The organism is Shewanella canadensis (assembly GCF_003966225.1).
Taxonomy (GTDB): domain Bacteria; phylum Pseudomonadota; class Gammaproteobacteria; order Enterobacterales; family Shewanellaceae; genus Shewanella; species Shewanella canadensis.
The window spans coordinates 224,871-246,662 of record NZ_RXNU01000003.1; the positions used below are offsets into that span (position 1 = coordinate 224,871).

12 protein-coding genes are annotated in these 21,792 nt (G+C 46.1%); 4 read left to right on the forward strand and 8 right to left on the reverse strand.

Annotation, left to right across the window (positions count from 1 at the left end):
• Positions 1-128: 128 nt before the first annotated feature.
• On the reverse strand, positions 129-3,692 hold the full coding sequence (locus EKG38_RS07135; protein WP_126519594.1) for an intermembrane phospholipid transport YdbH family protein: 3,564 nt from the start codon (positions 3,690-3,692) through the stop codon (positions 129-131).
• Positions 3,693-3,924: 232 nt separating this feature from the next.
• Positions 3,925-4,773, reverse strand: a complete 849-nt coding sequence (locus EKG38_RS07140) for a D-hexose-6-phosphate mutarotase (protein ID WP_126519595.1) — start codon at positions 4,771-4,773, stop codon at positions 3,925-3,927.
• 255 nt (positions 4,774-5,028) lie between these two features.
• Between EKG38_RS07140 and EKG38_RS07145 the strand changes: the two genes are divergently transcribed.
• Positions 5,029-6,819 (forward strand): acyl-CoA dehydrogenase C-terminal domain-containing protein, encoded by a 1,791-nt coding sequence (locus EKG38_RS07145; RefSeq protein ID WP_126519596.1) that lies wholly within the window; start codon positions 5,029-5,031, stop codon positions 6,817-6,819.
• A gap of 175 nt (positions 6,820-6,994) precedes the next feature.
• Here the strand turns inward: EKG38_RS07145 and EKG38_RS07150 are convergent, their stop codons facing one another.
• From EKG38_RS07150 to EKG38_RS07165, 4 genes are all read right to left on the reverse strand, one after another.
• Complete coding sequence (locus tag EKG38_RS07150; RefSeq protein ID WP_126519597.1) at positions 6,995-8,209, reverse strand: YibE/F family protein; 1,215 nt, start codon at positions 8,207-8,209, stop codon at positions 6,995-6,997.
• A gap of 391 nt (positions 8,210-8,600) precedes the next feature.
• Positions 8,601-10,736, reverse strand: a complete 2,136-nt coding sequence (locus tag EKG38_RS07155) for a bifunctional metallophosphatase/5'-nucleotidase (RefSeq protein WP_126519598.1) — start codon at positions 10,734-10,736, stop codon at positions 8,601-8,603.
• Between the two features lie 584 nt (positions 10,737-11,320).
• Complete coding sequence (locus tag EKG38_RS07160) at positions 11,321-11,923, reverse strand: DUF938 domain-containing protein (protein WP_126519599.1); 603 nt, start codon at positions 11,921-11,923, stop codon at positions 11,321-11,323.
• A 115-nt stretch (positions 11,924-12,038) separates the two neighbouring features.
• The gene (locus tag EKG38_RS07165) at positions 12,039-14,219 is read right to left on the reverse strand and encodes a M3 family metallopeptidase (protein ID WP_126519600.1); all 2,181 of its coding nucleotides are present in this window, start codon (positions 14,217-14,219) and stop codon (positions 12,039-12,041) included.
• A 278-nt stretch (positions 14,220-14,497) separates the two neighbouring features.
• Between EKG38_RS07165 and EKG38_RS07170 the strand changes: the two genes are divergently transcribed.
• Positions 14,498-16,012: a dipeptidase gene (locus tag EKG38_RS07170; protein ID WP_126519601.1), complete on the forward strand. Its 1,515-nt coding sequence runs from the start codon at positions 14,498-14,500 to the stop codon at positions 16,010-16,012.
• A gap of 289 nt (positions 16,013-16,301) precedes the next feature.
• Positions 16,302-17,876, forward strand: a complete 1,575-nt coding sequence (locus EKG38_RS07175; RefSeq protein ID WP_126519602.1) for a methyl-accepting chemotaxis protein — start codon at positions 16,302-16,304, stop codon at positions 17,874-17,876.
• A gap of 90 nt (positions 17,877-17,966) precedes the next feature.
• Here EKG38_RS07175 and ggt read toward each other — a convergent pair whose 3' ends face one another.
• On the reverse strand, positions 17,967-19,715 hold the full coding sequence (ggt, locus tag EKG38_RS07180) for a gamma-glutamyltransferase (protein WP_126519603.1): 1,749 nt from the start codon (positions 19,713-19,715) through the stop codon (positions 17,967-17,969).
• Between the two features lie 100 nt (positions 19,716-19,815).
• On the opposite strand from ggt, the gene EKG38_RS07185 reads away from it, so the two are divergent.
• Positions 19,816-21,012, forward strand: coding sequence for a GNAT family N-acetyltransferase (locus EKG38_RS07185; RefSeq protein WP_126519834.1), 1,197 nt, complete (start codon positions 19,816-19,818; stop codon positions 21,010-21,012).
• 84 nt (positions 21,013-21,096) lie between these two features.
• Here the strand turns inward: EKG38_RS07185 and EKG38_RS07190 are convergent, their stop codons facing one another.
• Positions 21,097-21,714: a LysE family translocator gene (locus EKG38_RS07190; protein WP_126519604.1), complete on the reverse strand. Its 618-nt coding sequence runs from the start codon at positions 21,712-21,714 to the stop codon at positions 21,097-21,099.
• Positions 21,715-21,792: the final 78 nt, after the last annotated feature.

Below are 21,792 nucleotides of genomic sequence, written 5' to 3' on the forward strand. Positions count from 1 at the left end.
ATTGCGCTTAAGATGACACTAAACTGAACGTTTATTTTGAGCATCAAATATTGGCCGACATTATCGCACCAACTCATCGATTCAATAAGTTGATTCTAACAATTATTTCAATGAACTAGTCCTATTAATCAGTTCATCGATTGCTCGATTTGAGTCTGCAGTTTATCGCCCACCTGTAGGCTCTTTAGCAGTTGGAGCATGTTCTCCTCTTGAGAGTAGTTCAAGTGGATAGGGCGTTCAATCCCTTTGCCTTTTCCTTTCACATTGACTTTAAGCAGGGCATCGCCAGAGGGTTCCATATCGAAGGTGCTGGATAACTCTGTATATTGGAGATGCTCCATGGTCGAAAATGCAAAGTCGAGATAGGGTTGAGATTGACGCATCTGTTCGACGGCCGGGTTGCCACTTAACGAGATCAGTCCACCCGGCGCTCGCGCCGCTAAGCGTCCACCCGAGACAGAGATTTTACCGTCAATAAGGTCTACCGGGAGTACACCATCGAAGATACCATCGGCATAGAGACCCACCTGTGGTTGAATGGCGATGAGCTCCGCTAAACTCAGGCCTTGCAATACCAGGTAACCGTGAGATTTGTCATGTAGTTTGAGACTAAATTCTGGCAGTAAAACCTGTCCGCCCAGGAGATCGCCTGTGGCATTAAGATGAATTTCGGCATCACTTAAGTTAGCTGCCACACTATTACTGACCTGGGTATCGTGACGTAATGGCTCACCGTCTGATGGTGCCAGGAGTGGCGCCTCGAGTTGCGTGTCATCTAGTGAGAGGGAGATATCTCCTTCGGCTTTGATGTTAGTGATTAACATTCCGGGATTAAATGCCGCGGCAGCGAGATCTATTTCCGGACAGGTGAAGCTGCGCTTATTTGCCCCCTGGCTATCTTGCAGAAGGTTGAGATGACAATGGGCTGACATGTTGACATCTTCGAAGGGAAGGTCGCTAATACTGCCGTTTAAAGATGAGAGCTTAGGTGAAAAATCAATATCAAACTGAGTGTTATTATTTGATTGAAATAATTGATAATTTGCCTTTAGCTGAGTCTGTCCGTCCATATAAATATTGGTTGGCAAGGTGTAACTGTTTTGAACCAGAAAGAGTAGCGTACTCAGCTCGGTATCCAGATCAAGTTTTCCCTGCAATAGCGCTTGATTCTCCGCGCCGGGTTTCAAGCTGTGTTCACTATCAAACTCCAGGCCATCGATTGACCAGTGCTCTAACGAGTCGAGCCGATAGTCATCCCACTGTAGTGCTTGCGTCAGGGTTGCCTGATAGAGGTGTAATAATTTCTGTTTTCTTTTACGCTTATTTTTAATATAAGTGTGATGGATTGCCAGTCCATCGACTTCATAACTCAGCCTATTTGCTATTTGTGACGTTTTTAAAAATTGTTCGAAGTCTGACTCATCCCTTGGCTCTGAGACGGGTGTAGGCTCTGTGCCAACTGACTCAGACAGAGAAGCCAGCTCAACCGAGGCGGAGCTTGGTTTTTCTAATTGAATGGCAAGTCGCGGCAATGAGACAAGATAGTGATCCTTTGAGCTTGTGAGAAAGGGTGTGTGGCTCAATTCTGTCTGTGTTTGCTCCAGTGATAGTCTGGGGAGCGATACCTTGAGCGTCTTGCTGCTTGTTTCAAGCGGATCATTATTTCGGCTGGTTTCGATCGCTAACCGCGTCCTGCCTTGGCTGCTAAACAGAATATGCTCGGTAGTGATCAGACTGTCGCTACTACTGTCTTTGCTATCTTGGTTCAGATCGGCATAGCGGATGGATGAGGAGTCCAGTGTGAAGGGCGCTGCGATGAACTCGAAGTCAACGTCAGGCTGGTCATTGTCACGGCCTCGATTGTTATGATTGCTATCTAAAGCAAGGTCGACTCTGAGATGACTCGGCTCTGATGAGCTAAAGGTCAGCGTTTCAGCATCAAACTCGATAATCTTAGATTTAGAAGAGGGGCGGAGGTGACGGTAAGAGATTGGGCCCAGGTGCATCGATAGCTTAGGGAGCGCTATCTCGAGTAGACCCGTTTCGTCGTAGCTCAGAGAAAGGTCATCTTGGAGACGGAGCCACGCCGTTTGATTGTTAAAATAAAAATTGGACTCGGGTTGGCTCGATGGTGAAGTTTGCCGCTGCTCCACACTTAACTGACGGGTGTTTATTTGTGCATTTTTATTGACGTTAAGTTCAATGGAAAAAGGAGAGATCGCCTCATTACTCACTGCTTCATTATTCGTCGTTATGGCGAACGCGCCATCTAATGCCATTGAAGATGCGCCCAGCGTAAGATCTGCTATGGCTTTATCTGCAACGGAGAGTGGTTCAACTAATAACTCATTGATCGACAAAGCTTGGCGTTGCTCTGCGCTCAACTGCCATTTTCCGCTCATACTCAACCGCTCACTGTTCGCCTCTCTGTTTTTATTGGGCAGAGACAGTGAGGTGTTATTTAGCGAGACGGTGACCTCTAATTTTGATTGAGCGATACTGAGCTGAAGCCGATCTAAGCTGATTGTTTTGTCTTGCAGTGAATAGATGAGTGGTTGTTTAAGGCTTAGCTGTATCTCAGGTGATGACTCTTTACTTAAGGCTCGAATTAACTGCTGCGTCTGCTTCTTAACTGCGCCATCTTGTATGAGATTGAGCAACACCTCTTGCTGAGCCGGGCTGGGGGCAAGGCTCAAGGTGAAGGGGAGCAGACTCAGTGAGAGATCGGCAAGATGGCCATTAAGCTCAAATTCAAGGTTCTTGTTGGTGCTCCCCTTTGCCGTTTCAGCATTTTCAGTTACACCTTCAGTTACATCAGCTGTTATAAGGCTCGAATGTGGCGCGAGCGTAAGCGACTCAAGGCTGCCAAGGACGAGTTGGGCGTCGGTGAGCGTATGATGTGACATCAATTGAGCGGTTTTCAAGTTAAGTTCGACATATGAATTCAGGCTCCCGCTAAGTTCGATATTTGCATCATCTATCCGCTGCTTTAGGTTGAGTAGGGGGAGCAGTGCACTATCATTTAACTCTTGAGCTGATAAACGGCTCAGGAATGAAGTTAGCTCATCGAACACCAAGCTGGTTGATATCTTCCAACGTTTATCTGTTAAATTAGCTTTCAGATTAAATAGCTGGTTTCCCTGATGGCTCAAACTTGTGTTGAGCTGGCCTGATTCATCGAGTTGCAGCTTTTCCATGACCAGACTCAGCCGCGCCGGGTCGATGCCGACCAGAGTCAATGAGGTTTTACCGATATCTATCTCAGGCAGTTGGTTTAGATCCAGCGCCAGTGTGGGCCCTTGCTCATCGAGGTTTTTGCCCTCTTCGGTGAGCACTGCAGGATTGAGCACCACATCGATTTGGCCCAGTGCTATTTTATCTATCTGATTTAGCGATAGCTGGTTTGTAAAGAGCTTAAGAGGTGAAAATCCTTTATCTAAATTAATCGCCAGATCTGTTATTGCGACCCGAGTGCCGTGCACCATTAGGGTTAACCGGGGGAGATGCCAAATGTTAAGTGAATCCGCTCTGATGCTGAGCTCAGTTATCTGGGTGTCATATTCAACGAGGTACTGGTTTGCCAACCTGATGGCCAGCCGTTCATAGGTATTCGCCACTATGACGAAGAGAGTCAGTAATAAAAGAGTGAAAGCCAGTGTGATTCGCTTTGCACGAGATAATTTCCGCAGCATCGATAGAGTATTTCGATATTGATGATAATAATCTCTGAGTTTAGCACGCTATAATTTCAAATAATTGAGATTTATACCAATTCGATGGGAAAATCGAGTGATAAATTTACGAGATATTGAGTGAGAAACATAACTCGGCAGGATTAAAAAAGGCCTTGTAAAAGGCCTTTGTGCTGTCACTTATCAGGTGAATTGAGTGATTAATTTTGGCGTGTTTATGCCTTCCAGCCTATTACGCTTTCCAACCAATTTTCGTGGTTAACGTGTGGGACTCATTAGGGGCTAGAGTCAGCTTGTCTTCTAATACATTAGCCGCTTCCAGACAGACCATACTGAGGTAGTCATCACAATTGAAGCGTGACAGGCGCTGTGATTTATCTATCCAAGGATTCCAGAGTACCGCGGACTGGCTGTTTTCACGGCTGATCTCGATAGTTCCATCCGGCGTATGAAGTAACTGACTCTGACTAAGCTTGGTATAAACCCGGTCAGTCTCTGCCTCGAATTTCACCTCATCTCCGGGCTGTTGATAGGGGCCTTCACCGAACTCAATGTACTGTGAGCCTTCAAAACCGCTGGCGGTCAACTGGTGAATATCATTAATCGGCAAGTAAGTATGCAATGCCTGAGTCAGGCTGACAGGCTGGTTATCCAGATTAGTATTGATTAAGGAGACCGTTAGTGTTTCTGCCAGGGTAAACATGACCTCAACCCGGGTGTCGTGTGGCCAATATTGGCGGTTCTCTTCAGTGATCGCCAGAGCGAATTTAAGCTCTACCGCTTCAGATCGCATCTGCACGGATTCGAGTGTCCATAGACTGGTGCGGGCAAAGCCATGTTGCGGCCAGTCTGGGGTGTCACTCATGCCAAACCAGGGCCAGCAGATGGGGATCCCGCCCCTGATACCACTTCCCGGTTGATAATCGTCGGCAGAGGAGACCCAGAGTAGGGTTTTCTCTCCTTTAGGTTGAAAGAGGTCAATCTGAGCGCCTTGCATAAAAATTCTCGCCTTGCACAGTGGCGTATCAACATCCACATATTCTAATCCGCTGGCGTGTTTTTTTGTCGTTACAGAACCCATCTATTTCTTCCTCATTCCCTAATGGCGACCTAATTAAGCGTTAGCTTACAGCGTTTTAATGGCTTTCATAAGGGGGAGTTATCTTCATTTTACGGTTACGCTGTTCGAGATCAAAAACAAACGAAGAAGAACAGGCTAATTTAGCGTAATAAGTAGACGCCTCTTGTAAAAATATAAATTTAAACGCATGATTGAAACCATCGTATGAAAGGTCAGAATATTTTTGTCTTAATATAAAAATAAAAGGAACAGGGAATGCCGACATATCAAGCCCCACTTCGTGACTACCAGTTTGTATTAAATGAACTTCTTAATATCTATGAGCGTACAGAGCTCAAAGGTTTCGATGAAATTGATGCCGAGCTAGCCGATGCAATTTTGCAAGGTGTGGCCGATTTTTCAACTGAAATTATGCTACCGCTCAACAGCAGTGGTGATGTAGAAGGTTGCAAACTGGTCGATGGTAACGTCATTGCGCCTAAAGGATTTAAAGAAGCGTATCAGCAATATGTTGATAATGGCTGGGGCACTTTGACCTGTGATCCCGAATATGGCGGTCAAGGTTTACCCGAAGCCATAGGTGTGTTTGCGACCGAGATGAAAACCGCGACCAATATGGCCTTTGCCATGTATCCCGGGCTCACACATGGTGCCTATGCGGCAATTCATGCTCATGGCAGTGATGCACTAAAACAGAAATACTTAGAGAAGCTGGTTACAGGTGAATGGACGGGTACCATGAACCTGACCGAGTCTCATGCCGGAACCGATCTCGCCTTACTGCGTACTAAAGCTGTCGAGGCTGGAGAGGGGCAATATGCTATCTCCGGCGAGAAGATATTTATCTCATCCGGCGATCATGATCTGGCCGAAAACATTGCCCACCTGGTACTGGCTCGATTACCCGATGCGCCGGCTGGTGTGAAAGGGATCTCTCTGTTCGTCGTGCCAAAGTTTTTGATCAATGAAGATGGCAGTCTGGGTGAAGCCAATACTCTGTGTGCCACCGGACTCGAGCACAAGATGGGTATCCACGGTAACTCAACCTGCGTGATGAACTTCGATGGCGCCATCGGTGAGTTGGTCGGTGATCCGCATCAAGGTCTAAGAGCAATGTTTACCATGATGAACCAAGCGAGACTCGGCGTTGGGGTTCAAGGACTGGGCGTGTCAGAAATCGCGTACCAAAATGCACTCGCCTATGCCAAAGATAGAATTCAGGGGCGCGGACTCAGTGGGGTTAAAGCACCGGATATGGCGGCGGATCCTATCTTAGTTCATGGTGACGTAAGACGCATGTTGATGTCGCAAAAGGCCTTCAATGAAGGGGCGAGGGCGATGATAGGTCAACAGGCGCTATGGCTCGATGAGGCCGAGCGTCACAGCGATCCGGAAAAAGCTAAAATGGCAAATAAGCTTGCCGCGCTATTTACCCCGATCGTCAAAGGGTTTGTAACCGATAGAGGCTTCAATGCCTGTGTCGATGCCCAGCAGGTATTCGGTGGTCATGGTTACATTCACGAGTGGGGCATGGAACAATTTGTACGTGATATTCGTATCTCTATGCTCTATGAAGGCACTAATGGTATCCAGGCACTGGATCTCGTTGGTCGAAAGATACTGTCCGACAAGGCAGCAACCTTGATGAGCTGGTCGGCTCTTGTGAAACAGCTTATCGAAGAGAACATGGGCAATGACGCAATGAAGCCCTATCTTTCAGGTTTGATGGATGCGTCAAAGGATCTGGAAAAAGCCACGCAATATATCGCCATGAATGCGCCGAAGAATCCGGATATTCTGGGTGCAGCCTCTATGCCTTATATGCAAATTTTGGGGATCACAGCACTAGCCTGGATGTGGACTCGCACGGCGTCGATAGCATTAGCGGCGCTGGAAACTGATACTTCCGAGAGAGAGTTTTATCAGGGCAAACTGAAAACAGCCCAGTTCTATATGGGTTATTGGACAGTGCAGACCCGCAGTTTGCGTAAGCAGATAGAGTCGAGCAGTGAACAACTGACCGAACTCGATGAGGCAGACTTTTAGTTTGTTTTGCAGGCGTCGATGATGAGCCGAATTTAGGCTGATTTAAGCGACAAGCATAAAAAAAGAGAACAGAGCTACTGGCTCGTTCTCTTTTTTTTGATTCGCTTTAACTACAGCCGTTCCGGTCTAAAGTTAACATTTTACTGAATGCTATCGTTGCCAGTCAGGTTACCAATTAAGACTCTAACGCTTGAATGTTTACATTATCTGGCTGAGCAGTAACGGATTGAGCTGTTTGGGTAACTTTTTCTGACTCATTGAGCTCGGTAACGTCTTCGGGAGCACTGAGCATGTACCTTGCGAGCCAAGCCGTAAGAGGAATGGTCAGTACGATGCCGACACTTCCGGCCAGAGCATGGATGATACTTAACGCGATAACGGGTGTATTGATAAACTGAGTCAGCGGCATATCCAGTCCCCAAACCATCATAATCGTGGTTAAAGAGCTGCCGGCAAACGCGAGTATCAAGGTGTTGGTCATGGTGCCCATGATATCACGACCGATATTCATACTGGCTGTCATCAGCTGCTTTGGACTGAGCTTAGGATCGGTAATTTTAAGTTCGTTATAGGCCGATGCTATTGATATGGCAACATCCATCACGGCGCCAAGAGCCGAGACCATGATGGCGACAAACATCAGCCAACGGATCTGAATCGGTTGAGTGGCCAGGTAGATAACATCTTCGCCCTTATCTAAGTAGATGCCGGAAAGGTGCGCAAACTCGCCAAATACCTGCGCCATAATACCTGCCGCAATGACGCCGAGCAGGGTGCCCCCCATGGCGCAGAAGCTCTTTTTGTTATAACCGGATACCAGAATAAAATTGACGACAATCTTTAACCCCATTAGGAAAATGGTGACTATTACCGGGTTCCAACCGGCAAAAATAGCCGGGATCAAGACGCCAATGATGAGCGCCGCGGTGAAGTAGAGTGAGATAACTGAATTCAACCCCTCCTTCTTACCGAAAGAGAGCAGCAACAAGAGGAAGGCAAAACACATCCAGTAGATGGCTGTCGAGCGCTTGTGGTTATAGGCCCAATACACAGTGCCGTTAGACGTATCTCTGATCATCATGATGAAGATATCGCCTTTGCCGACCAGGACATTATGTTGTCGGCTAAGAGGATTTTGTACTTCGACCACTTTACCAATTTCTTCTCCCTCTAATATCTCGGCGGTGAATACCTGCTTGCCGGTTAATATGGAGGGGACTCTGGCATCGGGAGCCAGATTATTTGAGATGACATCGACGACACGAGCCTCTACAAACTCTTGTTGCAGCGGCGTCTTAGGCTTTAAGCTGTCGCTAATACTGGGAGAGAAGTAGAAAATCAACGTCGAAATCAGCGCGATAAACAGGGTAAATCGATAGTTTTTTAACATAGGTTATGTATACCCATCCTACTCGAAGGTGCTCGTTTCAGAGGCCTTGTGCCAGTTCAATTCTAGGCGCATTAATGTAGAAATGGTTATTCCCTTTTAAGTTAGTGCAACAACGAAGTGGGCTTGCACAACGCCTTCTGCGATGGGTTTTAATGGGCTTTACTCTGTGTTATTGATTTATCTAAGGGAACGACCATTAGTGGCAATCAATGCCTTGATTAAAGACCATTTAACTCCCACTGAATCCTGCATCTTCAGGTAGGATGGGTATATACCGAAAGTTAGCAAAAATAATCATGTTGAGGCAGTTTAACACACCAATAAATACCGATAATGCCAGACTAACCAAAGCAAAAAAAAGGCCTGTTACCAGGCCTTTATTGAGTGTGATTTACTCAGTTACACAACCGGCATAATCTTTAGTCGGGTTGACAAAGTATGAGGTCGCGTCATTAACATTGACCGCGTCCAAAATCCCTGGGTACTTAGGGTTATCCGGGTCAATATTGACACAAATTTCTTTGCTTACCAGTCTATTCCACAGTGTCTGACCTGCGCCATTGTCTGTGCGTAGTAGGGTGATAGCGCCATTATCCTGGTACTGTTTAATCTCCCAGTTAGGATTAGTGAAATCACTGGCGTTAACGCCTTTGTTGGCAGCAACATATTCTGTCAGCATGTCACGGATAGCGTAGACTGGCTCGTTGACTGAATCATAATAAACATCATCACCGGTTGCCCAGCCAAACTTCTTGATGTTTGAACCCCAACGATAGCTGTTCAAGGCTACCTTGTAGGTTGCTGTCGCATCGAATGGCTTACCATCGATTTCGATGATCTCGATACGGCTACCTTCATTAGTTACCGTATAGTTTTCATCCATGGCAAATGAATCGCCAGCCAAGTCGACAACGAAGTCAATCTTACCGTCGAACTGATCGTACATGTAAGCTTTAGCACCTTTCTTAAAGGATACGGTAATGTCACCGTCTTTATAGGTATTAAAGTAAGTGTAAGACCACTCCATATAACGCTTGAGATTCGCTCCAGTCATATTAATACCGATAAGGGTATTGTCATATTTGTAGAGGTTAGTTGAATCTTTCTTAGCGTACTCTTGGCCATCAATCAGGTTAGAGCTGTCAGAGAATAGAGACGCTGCTGAGACTACGGCTTCAGACTTCTCAAGTTGGATCTGGTTGATGAAGTCCATCAACGGCGTATCCATGACTTTAGCGGTATGAATCGTTGAATATAGGCGACCCGTTTCGTGGTCGTAATCTTCATGTACGGCTTCATCGGCGCCGGTACCCGGGGTAAAGTCACCACCGACTAGACCCAGAACCAGTTGAGCATCGGCTTTAGAGATGTCATGAACATACTGGAATTGTGCGGTTGTTGTTTGACTTTCTTCGACATTTTTAGATGTAATATTGCTTAATGTCGTATCGACCATCTCCCACTTGCCGTCGGTGTTCTTCTTAAGCTTGATATCAGCCTTAGCCAGAGCCCAACCCCATTTACCAGGCTCGATGATCTTAACGCTTTGAGCGCGGTTAGATTCATCATAGGTACCTGAAAGTGTCTTATCTTCGGCAGTATCACCGCCTTCAACGGAGATATCGGTTGAAGTGATATCTTCACCTTCAGCCGCTTTTTGTATGCTTTCGATATAGGTTGCGTGTTCGTGCCCAGCTAGAATGACATCGAACTTATCGGCCATTTCAGCGGCTATCTTGTGAACACCTGCACCGCCTTCTGAGCTACGTCCGATATGGAAGGCACCGACGATAACATCTGGGTTGAACTTTTCGATCAACTCATCAACTGCTGCACGAGTAGAAGCTAGCTCTTCGTCAAACTTTAGACCCGCAAAGTGTCCGGGTGCAGAAGCTTCCCAGTTAGGTACGTTAGATGGTGTCACACCAACGATGGCAACTCTAGCGCCATCAACTTCAAAGACTTGGAAAGCACGAATGTAGTTTGCGCTGTTCTCTTCCCACTTGATGTTGTTCGATACAACAGCACCGTTGAAATGGTTCAGGTTACGGTCGATGAAGCTGCGTTCGAAGTTAAACTCATGGTTACCTGGAACCCAAAGGTCGAAATCCAGTGAGTTTAAGGTAGAAACGACAGGGTGAGTTGGGTCATCGTTGAAGAGTTGAGCCGAGTTGCCTTGAACGGTATCACCGATATCGATCAAGATCATGTTGGGGTTATTTGCTTTTACGGTTTCAAGCAAAGTTGAGATACGTGTTAAACCGGCATCTGAATCGACCGCATCGAGCGCATAATCATATCCAAAGATGCGGCCGTGGAGATCCGATGTTGCACCGATAGTAATGGTGACTTCGTCGACTTCGTTTTGACTCTTTACAACGATATCGGGTGTGTTTGTCAGTGTTTTACCTTGTGTGACTATAGGTGCATAACCACTGTCAGTATTAATTATTGTTTCATCATCCGAGCACCCAGCTAAAGCAGCGAGTACGGCTAAGCACAGTACACTGCGATTAGTTTTTTTCATTATCAACCCCGTATTATTTTTAATTGTGCATTAATTGCACATATATTGACTAAGGCGAATTGTAACTAGTTTAAATATTGCGATTAAAAAACAATCACAATATGTTTTTAATTCTCGGCAGATTGCAGTTATTCAATTTATTCTCACTTTACTTATTTCAAGAAAGTTTAAATCAGAGTTGGAATCATTTATTCCGAGAGTTAAATAATACGCCTCAGCGTTCGGTTAATTACCAAATGGTTAATTAGCTACTTTTTAATAACTTTTGATTAACCGTACTGGATTATATCGGCTTGAGTATTAATGATAGTGATCGGTTTCACACATAGCATGCTACAAAAAGATACATTTGCGTTGTAAAAATACACAGTTGAGAGTTCGGTAACCATTTTTCACGTGTAAAACGACTGGAGGCGGCATTGAATAAATAATATTAGAAATATTTTATGCTAATTGTAATTGTCTGAACATTTTGGGTAATTTACTTTTTTATCTTACACTGTTCTGATTCGTAAACAGTGAATGGATATTTTTCAACTCACAATAATTTTATATAACCTGATTATCGCTCAAAATATTTTTCATTATATTTTTGTGAGGTGAAGTAATCGATTATTTGCCGGCATGGGGTGATCCGCTGTCAATGTAAGACCTTGGTCAATTGCTAATGCCTGTATCCATTCAATGTCTCGAATCGCACTGCGATGGTCTCTCTCTTTTAACCAAATATCGAACCTGGCATTACTCTCACTGCTGTACTCGCCTGCGTAATTAAATGGGCCGTAGATACAGAGTTGTCCCGTTGGCGCTAAATATTCGCCTATGCCGCAGAAGAAAGCTTCAACCATCTCTTTTGACATGATATGTAGGGTGTTGGCGGTAAAGATAGCATCGATACTGTCTGAATTGGTTAATGGCCATGCCTTGGTGACATCCAATACCAATGGCGATTTTAAATTGGGAATGTCTGTCTGGGCTAGACGCATCTCTATCCCTTCGAGATAGTCCGCTTGGTCGCTGGTCTGCCAGATAAGATGAGGCAGGTATCTGGAAAAATAAGTCGCATGTTGTGCGCTGCCGGTGCCAATTTCTAATACATGGGTCGATTGCGCAAAAGCACGCTTAATGACGTCCAGTATCGGGGCTTTATTGTTTTCACACGATTGAGAGAAGGGTAACTGGCTCATAGTGACTGCTTACTCAGATTATTTGAGAGATAAAAAAGCACGGCAATAGCCGTGCTTTTAACTGTTCTATCAATAGCCAAATCGATAGCTAAATTGATAGCGATACCAGGAAAGCTTACTTAGCGAGTAGGCCACGGCTACGAAGCAGAGGGTCGATTCCCGCTTCTTTACCACGGAACTGCTTGTAAAGCTTCATTGGATCTTCGCTTCCGCCTTGTGATAACACGTTATTTCTAAATGCATCGGCGGTGGCTCTATCGAAAATACCGTTTTCTTTGAACGCTTCGAAAGCATCAGCCCCTAAGATATCAGACCATAGGTAGCTGTAGTAGCCCGCAGAGTATCCACCAGAGAAGATGTGTGCAAAATACGTGCTGCGGTAACGCGGCGCAATTTCGCCGATCAATCCCATCTTGCTCAATGACTCAGCTTCGAATGCCGCCGCATCTTTTGGCGTGAAGTCAGTGACTGTGTGCCAATCGAGATCAAGTTTAGTTGCGGCCATATATTCGACGGTAGCAAAACCTTGGTTGAACTTACTGGCTGCCTGGATCTTCTTAACAAGCTCCTGTGGGATCACTTCACCTGTTTTGTAGTGTTTAGCAAATTGTGCCAAGACTTCAGGTTGTGTCATCCAGTTTTCCATCACTTGAGATGGGAACTCAACATAGTCACGTGGTACAGAGGTACCCGCTTGTGAGCGATACTTAACATCGGAAAGCATACCGTGCAGTGCGTGACCAAATTCATGGAATAGGGTGCTGGCTTCATCGAATGTTAATAGTGCAGGCTCATCGCCAACCGGACGAGGGTAGTTCAATACGTTAACAATGATAGGCTTAGAATCTACGCCATTCATATTGTATTGCTGACGGTAGGAGTTCATCCATGCACCGCCACGCTTAGAGTCACGTACGTAGTAATCGCCCATGAAGATGGCCATTAGTGAACCATCTTTGTCGAACACTTCCCATGTACGTACTTCATCGTTGTACTTAGGCAGATCGGTACGCTCTTTAACTGTGATCCCGAAGAGACGATTAGCCGTGTAGAATACACCTTTTAGTGTATTTTCCAGTGAGAAGTACGGACGAGTCTGCTGCTCATTGAAGTCGTACTTAGCAACTCGGATCTTATCTGAATAATATGCCCAGTCCCAACCTGCCAACTTGAAGTCACCGCCTTCAGAGTCGATAAGTTCCTGCATTACGGCGACTTCAGCTTTCGCTTGTCCGAGCGCTGCAGGCCAAACCTTATTTAAGAGTCCATAGACATTTTCAGGTGTTTGGGCTGTACGCTCTTCGAGCACTAGATGTGCATGGGTCTTGTAGCCCATCAATTGTGCACGTTCGGCACGAAGTGCAGCCATCTTGGCTAGAAGCTTTTTATTGTCGTTAGCGTTGTCGTTATTACCGCGCTCGATGTAACCGTTATAGATTTTTTCGCGTAGCTCGCGATTATCGGCATAGGTTAAAAACGGTGTGATAGAAGGACGTGATGTGGTGAACACCCATTTCCCTTCATGGCCGCGCTTGGTCGCAGTTTGCGCTGCATTGCTAATCACATCGGCTGGCAGGCCTGCAAGGTCGGCTTTATTGTTGATGACCAATTCAAATGCGTTAGTTTCTGCAAGCAAGTTATCGCCAAATTCAAGGCTCAGCTTGCCAATCTCTTCATTCAATGTTCTAAGCTTGGTCTTATCAGCTTCGCTTAGGTTCGCTCCACCACGAGTGAATGACTTGTAGGTGTCTTCCAAAAGCTTAGACTCAGCAACGTCGAGGTTTAATCCTTCACGTTGTTCGTATACCGCTTTAACTTTTTGAAATAACTGATCGTTTAATAGGATGTCGTCACCGGCAGCCGAGAGTAGTGGTGAAATCTCTTTAGAGAGCTTCTGTAACTCATCATTTGTATCTGCGCCGGTCAGGTTATAGAAAACGCTGGCGACTTTCGTTGTCAGCTCTCCGGCAAACTCCATCGCTTCGATGGTGTTAGCGAAAGTAGGTGCATCCGGGTTATCAATAATTGCTTGAATTTCAGCTTTATGTTGTGCAATACCGGCTTTAAAGGCGGGTAGATAATGCTCAGTCTTGATCTTATCGAAATCTGGAATACCCATATAGGTATCGTATGGCTTAAAGAAAGGATTCGTTGCGTTATTTTCAATAATTTGTTGTGCAACGACATTCGGTGCCACGTTAGCTTCATTTGTTGCAGTAGTAGATGAGCTACATGCGCCAAGAGCAAAAGTCAGTGCGATAGCTGACACGAGTGGTTTGAGGGTTAATCCCTTCATATTTTTATCCCCGGTAGATTGTTTGAATATTGCTTGTGTTAATAAGTTTAATCACTGCGTTGGTGATCACAGTCAAAATAAAGACCGATATTTACTGTAGGTAAAAAGTCTTAATCTGACGTTAAAGTCTTTTATTTATCATGGTTGAAGGTGTCAAAGCTATCAAAATATTGTTTTGTTTGTAACAAATGTTGTGAAATAGGTGTTTTTGTACTTAATTCGGTTATTTTTATGGCAAACTGACTCAGATCTTTGAAAATAATAACAGATGGAAAACCATGAAACAGACAGCTGTCGTTTTACCTTTATTTCTCGCATCAGTACTGCCTCTATGTGCACAAGCATTAACGCCTCAATCGGAGTCTACGGCTGAGTATGCCGTGAAAACTTACGAAGCGGGAATGTTAGATTCATTAACCCGCTTGGTCAGTTACAAGACCGTTAGCGCTGAAGGCCTTACTCCGGATTCTCACCCTGAATTCATTGGTTTTAAGCGTGAATTAAGCCAATTGAGCCAAAAGCTTGGTTTAGACTACTCTGATCATGGATATGTGATCTTAATTGGTCTGGGTAACAGTAAAAAGAAGTTAGGGGTCATCACCCATGGCGATGTGCAACCAGCCAATCCTCAACTATGGCAAAGCAATCCTTTTGTGCTCGATATGACATCCAAACCTGGCAAGTTAATTGGCCGGGGGACTGAAGATGATAAAGGCGCCATCGTCACTGCTATGTATGCGATGAAGTCGATTCAGGACAAGGGATTGATATTAGACAGACGGATAGAGTTGATGGTGTATCTCGCCGAAGAGACCGATTGGGATCCGCTTAGAGCATTCTTGAAAACCTATACTCCGGCCGATATCAATATCACTATCGATGCCGAATACCCAGTGGTCACTGCGGAGAAAGGCTGGAGCAAGATTAACTTCGTTATCCCACCCCAAGCGATAGCCACTTCGGGTGATACACGTGCTCAGCTAATCTCATTTTCTGGTGGCGTTTTTTCGAGTCAGGTTCCACAACAAGCCTATGCAGAACTGTCGGGGGTGAGCGATGAGTTACAAACGGCCCTTAAAACGCAAGGGGAGCGACAGCAAGGCATGCAATATCGCTTCGAATCTGATGGAGAAGCTCTCACTATCTTTGCCGACGGCAAGGCGGCACATTCATCGGCACCCGAAGATGGTGTTAACGCGGTGACTCACTTAGCCGAGTTACTCTCGATTCATCACTGGCCTAGATCTCAGGCGGCCCTGACACAGAGTTTTATTCACGAGATGGTAGGGCTGGGGATTTATGCCGAGCAGTTTGGTGAGATAGGTTATAAAGATGACTTTATGGGGGCGATGACGTTAGCCCCTACAGTGATCAAGCAGACTAAAGATGGCACTGAAGTTGTGATGAACCTGCGTAGACCGACAGGGAAAACCCCAGAGTTACTCGACAAACAAACGTTTGTAGCGCTCAATGATTGGCAAGATAAGCATGAAATATCGCTCACAGATATAGATACTTATTGGGGGACGCCTATGGTGATGGATGATGCACCCCATCAGGAGACTTTGCTTAGCGTGTTCTCACACTTTACTAATGTTAAAGACCCTCAACCCGTTGCCATCGGCGGTTCGACAAACAGCAAGCTCTTTCCAAATGCCTTGAGCTTTGGCCCTACTATGCCGGGCGTCGAGTATACCGGGCACACAGAAAATGAATTTATGACCCATGAACAATTTATGTTGAATTTAAAGATGTATACGGCGGCATTCATTGAGTTAGCGGTCGAACAGTAATTGCTTCTGTTTCTGACCTGAGTGAATTGATACTTTAACGTTTCCCCGTTTGGGCCAGTCTTAGTTTGAATCCATCGCTAAGACTGGTTTTTTAGATGTGTAAACCATCTGTGCTATATATTCCAATAACAGACCGCTTATCATGCATTTAAATTAAATCTTATACTCTGGTACGTGAGTGTTAATTAGTTTGTTTTTCTACATTTAAATTGACAATAATCAATTATTTACTATGCGACATTTGTAACAATGCTGCTCATTCCTTCATCAGCTAATAAGAATTATATCAATGCGCAATAATCAGCCTGTGACGCAAAAGGAAAAGACCCTAACCGATAACTGTATCTTACTCTCCACGACCGATCTCGATGGCAACATTAAATATGCCAACGAAGGGTTTACCAGTGTCAGTGGTTACAGTTTCGATGAATTACACCGCCAGCCTCACAACCTGGTGCGACATCCTGATATGCCTGAAGCTGCATTCAAGTCGATGTGGGAGAGAATAAAACAGGGCAAGCCTTGGATTGGGGTGGTGAAAAATCGCGCCAAGAGTGGTGACCATTACTGGGTCAATGCCTACGTGGCGCCCGTCTATGAAGATGGAAAGATTCACGAGTACCAGTCTGTCAGAAGGAAGGCGACCGCGGCTCAAATTAATAGCGCCACGCGTATTTATGCCGACTTACAAGCTGGAAAGAAGCCTAAGGCACTCAGCAAAGGTCTATTGGGGTTTAGTGGTAAGCTATTTGTCTGTTTACTGCTTACTGTGCTGTTAACTGCGGCACTTGCCAGTTACTCGCCCCTTGTGGCAGTCATTGCGGCCGCTATTTTCGGCGCTATCGGTTTGAAGCTTATTCTTACCCCTTTTAATGCCTTGCTCGAGAAGGCTGTGAATATTATTGATGATCCACTCGCTACCGGAGTCTATGCGGGCAGGCAAGATGAGTTAGGTAAAATAAGTTTTGCCCTGCAGTTTCTCATTACCGAAACCGGCGGAGTTGTTGGGCGTATGGCCGATTCAGCAGGCTCAATAGAAGGGTTGAGTGGCAGTTTAAACGATACGATATCCAATACCCGTGAACGCGCCGACAGTCAGAGTCAACAGACGAACCAAGCCGCGACCGCCATGGAGGAGATGAGCGCGAGCTTTGCCGAAGTGAGCAGTAATATCCACAATGCCGCCGAAGAGATGACGACGAGTTATAAGGCAGCACAGGAGGGGCATGAGCGGATGGAGATGGTGATTGAAGCCATCAATCAATTAAACGATGAAGTCGGAAATTTCTCTGCCGTTGTGGCTTCTATCGAACAAGATAGCCAAGATATCAATAACGTACTCGAGGTCATTCGCGGCATTGCCGAGCAAACTAACTTACTTGCCTTGAACGCCGCTATCGAGGCTGCTCGAGCCGGGGAGTCGGGGCGTGGGTTTGCCGTTGTGGCTGATGAAGTACGTCAACTTTCTAGTCGCACAAGTGAGTCGACCTCTCATATCGAAACCATAGTGAGTAAATTCCGCGAAAGTACGCTCAAGGCAACTCAAACTATGGAGTCTGGCCAACGCAAGGCGGAGCAGTCTGTAGGACTAGCCCAGCAGGTCGATGAGTCTTTTGAAGAGTTACGTTCATCGATAGGTAAGATGAATGTGATGAGCGATGAAAATGCGTCTGCCATGTCACAACAAACAACGGTTGCGAATGATATCAGCCATTCTATCCAGGTGATCAATGAGTTGGCTCTGGAAAGTCTTGAACAGACACAAGATGCGACGGAGCGTGGTCAGCAAGTATCGAGGTTGTCGGCTAAGACTCATAATTTATCTAAACAGTTTTGGCGCCAAAGTGTGCAGAGAAACTATTAAAGGTACAGACTATTATTGAAATATAGATGGGGGAAGCATAATGCTTCCCCCATTTTTTATCGCTGTTGATTAATACCAATCGGTATTAAGTTAATACCCTGCCGTTTCGCTACCGGCACGTCTGGGATCCGATGCGCCGAAAATACCTTGCTCAGTGACCATAATCGATTGGGTCGAACCTATGGCATTGTTGACTTTTACCTTGTGCCCTTTGCTCTCAAGGAGCTCTATGGTGTCTCTGTTGAGACTCTGCTCGACTCTGAGGAGATCGGGTAGCCACTGATGATGGATCCTTGGTGCTGCGGTGGCCTCGGCGATATTCAGATCATGATCGATAACATTCATGATGACCTGCATCGTGGTGGTGATGATCCGTGAGCCTCCGGGGCTACCCGTGACGATAAATGGCTTGCCATCTTTCATCACTATGGTCGGGCTCATGGAGCTCAGTGGGCGTTTACCTCCTTCGACCGCGTTAGCTTCACCGCCAACCAGTCCATAACCATTTGGCGTACCGGGTTTCGCCGAGAAGTCATCCATCTCATTATTGAGCAGTATGCCCGTGCCTTTTGCGACCAGGCCAGAGCCATAACTGAAGTTCAGGGTATAGGTGTTAGAAACGGCGTTGCCCCATTGGTCGACAACGGAGTAATGGGTGGTTTGATCACTTTCATAGGCCACTAAGTTGCCAGGTTTAATATCACGACTGGGTGTTACCTTATTCATTTTGATTTGGCTGGCCAGTTTCTTTGCGTAATCTTTGTTGATCAGCGCCTGAACCGGTACGTTATAAAAATCAGGATCGCCCAGATATTCACTGCGATCCGCATAGGCTCGTTTCATCGATTCTGTCATCAGATGAAGTGTGGCCGCGGTATTGTGCCCCAGCTTATCGATGGGAAACGGCTCTAACATGTTGAGCATTTCGATGATGTGTATGCCGCCCGATGAAGGAGGAGGCATCGAGACCACCTGATAGCCCCGGTAATCACCTTGTACCGGTTTACGCTCGACAACCCGATAGTTTTTCAGGTCCTCGAGTGTCATAATCCCGCCGGCATCTTGTACTGCAGAGACTATCTTCTGCGCCGTCTCGCCTTGATAAAAGCCCTTGCTGCCATTGGCGGCGATAAGCGTGAGGGAGTGAGCCAACTCAGGCTGCTTGAGCGTCTCCTTGACACTATAATCACTGCCGTCGGCTTTATAAAATATCTCCGCAGAGCTAGGCCATTGGGCGAGGCGCTTCTTCAGGCCTGTGAGTGAAGTCGACAGGTCTGGCGTCACTTCTATACCCTCTTTGGCCATTTTAATTGCGGCTGCCGTGACCTGTTTCATCGTCATGGTGCCATATTTTTGCAAAGCCAGTTCCATTCCCATGACGGTGCCAGGTACACCAACGGCTAAGCCATGTTCGCGACTTAAGCGCGAGTCGGGATCGCCTTTTTCATCGAGGAAAATATCTCTGTGAGCCTTAGCGGGCGCCATCTCCCGATAATCGATGGCGATAGTCTTGTTGGGCTCGGCAAGATGTACCATCATAAAGCCGCCACCACCCAGATTACCGGCTCTGGGCAAGGTCACTGCAAGGCTAAATCCTACGGCAACGGCCGCATCTACCGCGTTTCCTCCCTGTTTTAATATCTCTACTCCTGCACGCGTCGCCAGAGCTTCCTGACTCGAGACCATGCCATGTTCGGCCCATATAGGTTGCACGGTGGCCATATGGCTATATATTGAAGGTTCAGCCGCCTGTATAGATGGCACATGCAGTGTTGCAGATATACTGAACAGAGGTACGGCTATGGACATGGCGACAAATAGGGTCTTTAACGGGCGCATGAATTATCCCTTTTAGTTTTTTTGATTAGTTATCAGTGCAATGTGACGTGAAAAAATAAAAAAAGCAAGTCAGCAAGCCAGGAGACGTTTTTTGAAAAGTATGGAAAATCAAGAGTTCAGAATTGAGTTTGCCGATGAGATTGCATCGATCCCTGCTGAAGAGTGGAACCTGTTGATGTCTGAAAAGGGAAAGGCTTGCTGTCCATTTAATCGTCATGAATATCTGTCGGCACTGGAAACGAGTGGTGCCGCGAGCCCGAAGACCGGCTGGACCCCCATGCATCTGACGGTTTTTATGGATGAGAAGCGTATCGCCGTAATGCCACTCTACAGCAAGATGCACTCCTATGGAGAATATGTATTCGACTGGGCTTGGGCCCAGGCCTATGAGCGTAATCAGGTACAATATTATCCTAAGCTGTTAAGTGCGATCCCGTTTACACCCGTAACGGGGGCAAGGCTTGGCATTAGTCAAGCATTAGAGACGACTCAGGTTGAGGCTGTCTGGTCTAATATTGTGAATGCCCTAAATCAACGACTCGAAAAAGATGGCTTCTCCGGTTGGCACTGTCTGTTTCTTCCCCGACAGCAGTCCGCTCGGCTGGCTAAGCGACAGGCACTGATGCGGACAGGGACTCAGTTTCACTGGTTAAACAGAGGCTACACTTCCTTTGAAGATTTTTTGTCTCGGATGAGTGCGAGAAAGCGAAAAAATATTCGAAAGGAGCGTGACAAGATCAGCCAATATGAGTTGAAATTCACGTTTATCGACGCCTGTAACATCACAGATGCTCAGTGGCAAAGTTTTTACCTTTGTTATCAAATGACCTACGCGAAAAGGTCGGGGCATTATGGGTATCTTAACCTGTCTTTTTTCAAAACCCTTGGGCGAACCATGGCCGATAGCGTCAAGTTGCTGATTGTTGAGGAGTCTAATCAAGACGTGGCAACAGCAAATCTAGTTGTTGCCTCTGCACTGTATTTTAAAAGTGCGACTCATCTATATGGGCGTTATTGGGGGGCATTGCAAGACTATGACGCTTTACACTATGAGGCCTGTTATTACACCGGCATAGAGTACTGCATTAAGCATGGTTTAGCCGTTTTCGATGCAGGGGCACAGGGGGAGCATAAGTTAGCCAGAGGGTTTGAACCGATGATCACCTATTCTAATCATGAGATTTCCCATCCGGCTTTTCGTGAAGCGATCGAGGCGTTTACCGAGCAAGAAACTGAGCAGATCAGACGTTACATGAAGGACGCTGTCAAGTTATTGCCATTTAAAGGTGAGGATTAGGCTTGTGGGCTTGAATACTTGAGGGAGAGTCGCCTTTAAGCTCTATGGCTTTGTTTGTCGTATTTTGAGTCTTGTGACGAAAAGCTAACTTAACACTAACCAGAAGCCCACACCTACCATGAGTGAACCTGCTATACGGTTCATCCATTTGATATTATCGCCTTTAGTCAGGAACACTTTCAGGCTCTTTCCGCCTGTAGCATAAGCCGTCATGCTGACAAATTCGGTAAACATGATCACACTTAATAGGGCAATGAACTGCGGGGCGAGCGCTTTATCTGCATTAATGAAAGGAGGCAGAAGGGATATCATAAAGGCCCAGCCTTTAGGATTTGCAATGGCAGTGATAAAGCCTTGAGAAATCAATGCGCTGTTGCTGATACTGCTTGATTGGCCGTCAAGCTTGGCCATTTTTCCTTTGGCCCGCCACATCTGCACGCCGATATAACCCAGATAGAGCCCACCCACCCACTTTAGTACTTCAAACAGTTGCGGGTAGTTGAGCATGATGCTCGCGACCCCCATAACAGCAGAGGTGGCCACTAATGCTACGCCAACAAGTTCTCCTATCATCATCCAAAAGGTACGTTTTACCCCTATGCTCATGCCCAGTGTCATGGCGAGCGTCATGCACATTCCCGGCGTAATCGATACGAAGAAGAAGGTTGGGAGGAAAACGGCGAGTAAAGTGAGATCTAGCATGGGTCTGATGGTGTCTATTATTCGATTCGGTGGCTCAGTGTAGATAAATAATCGCTGCGTGAAAACAAAAAACCAGCC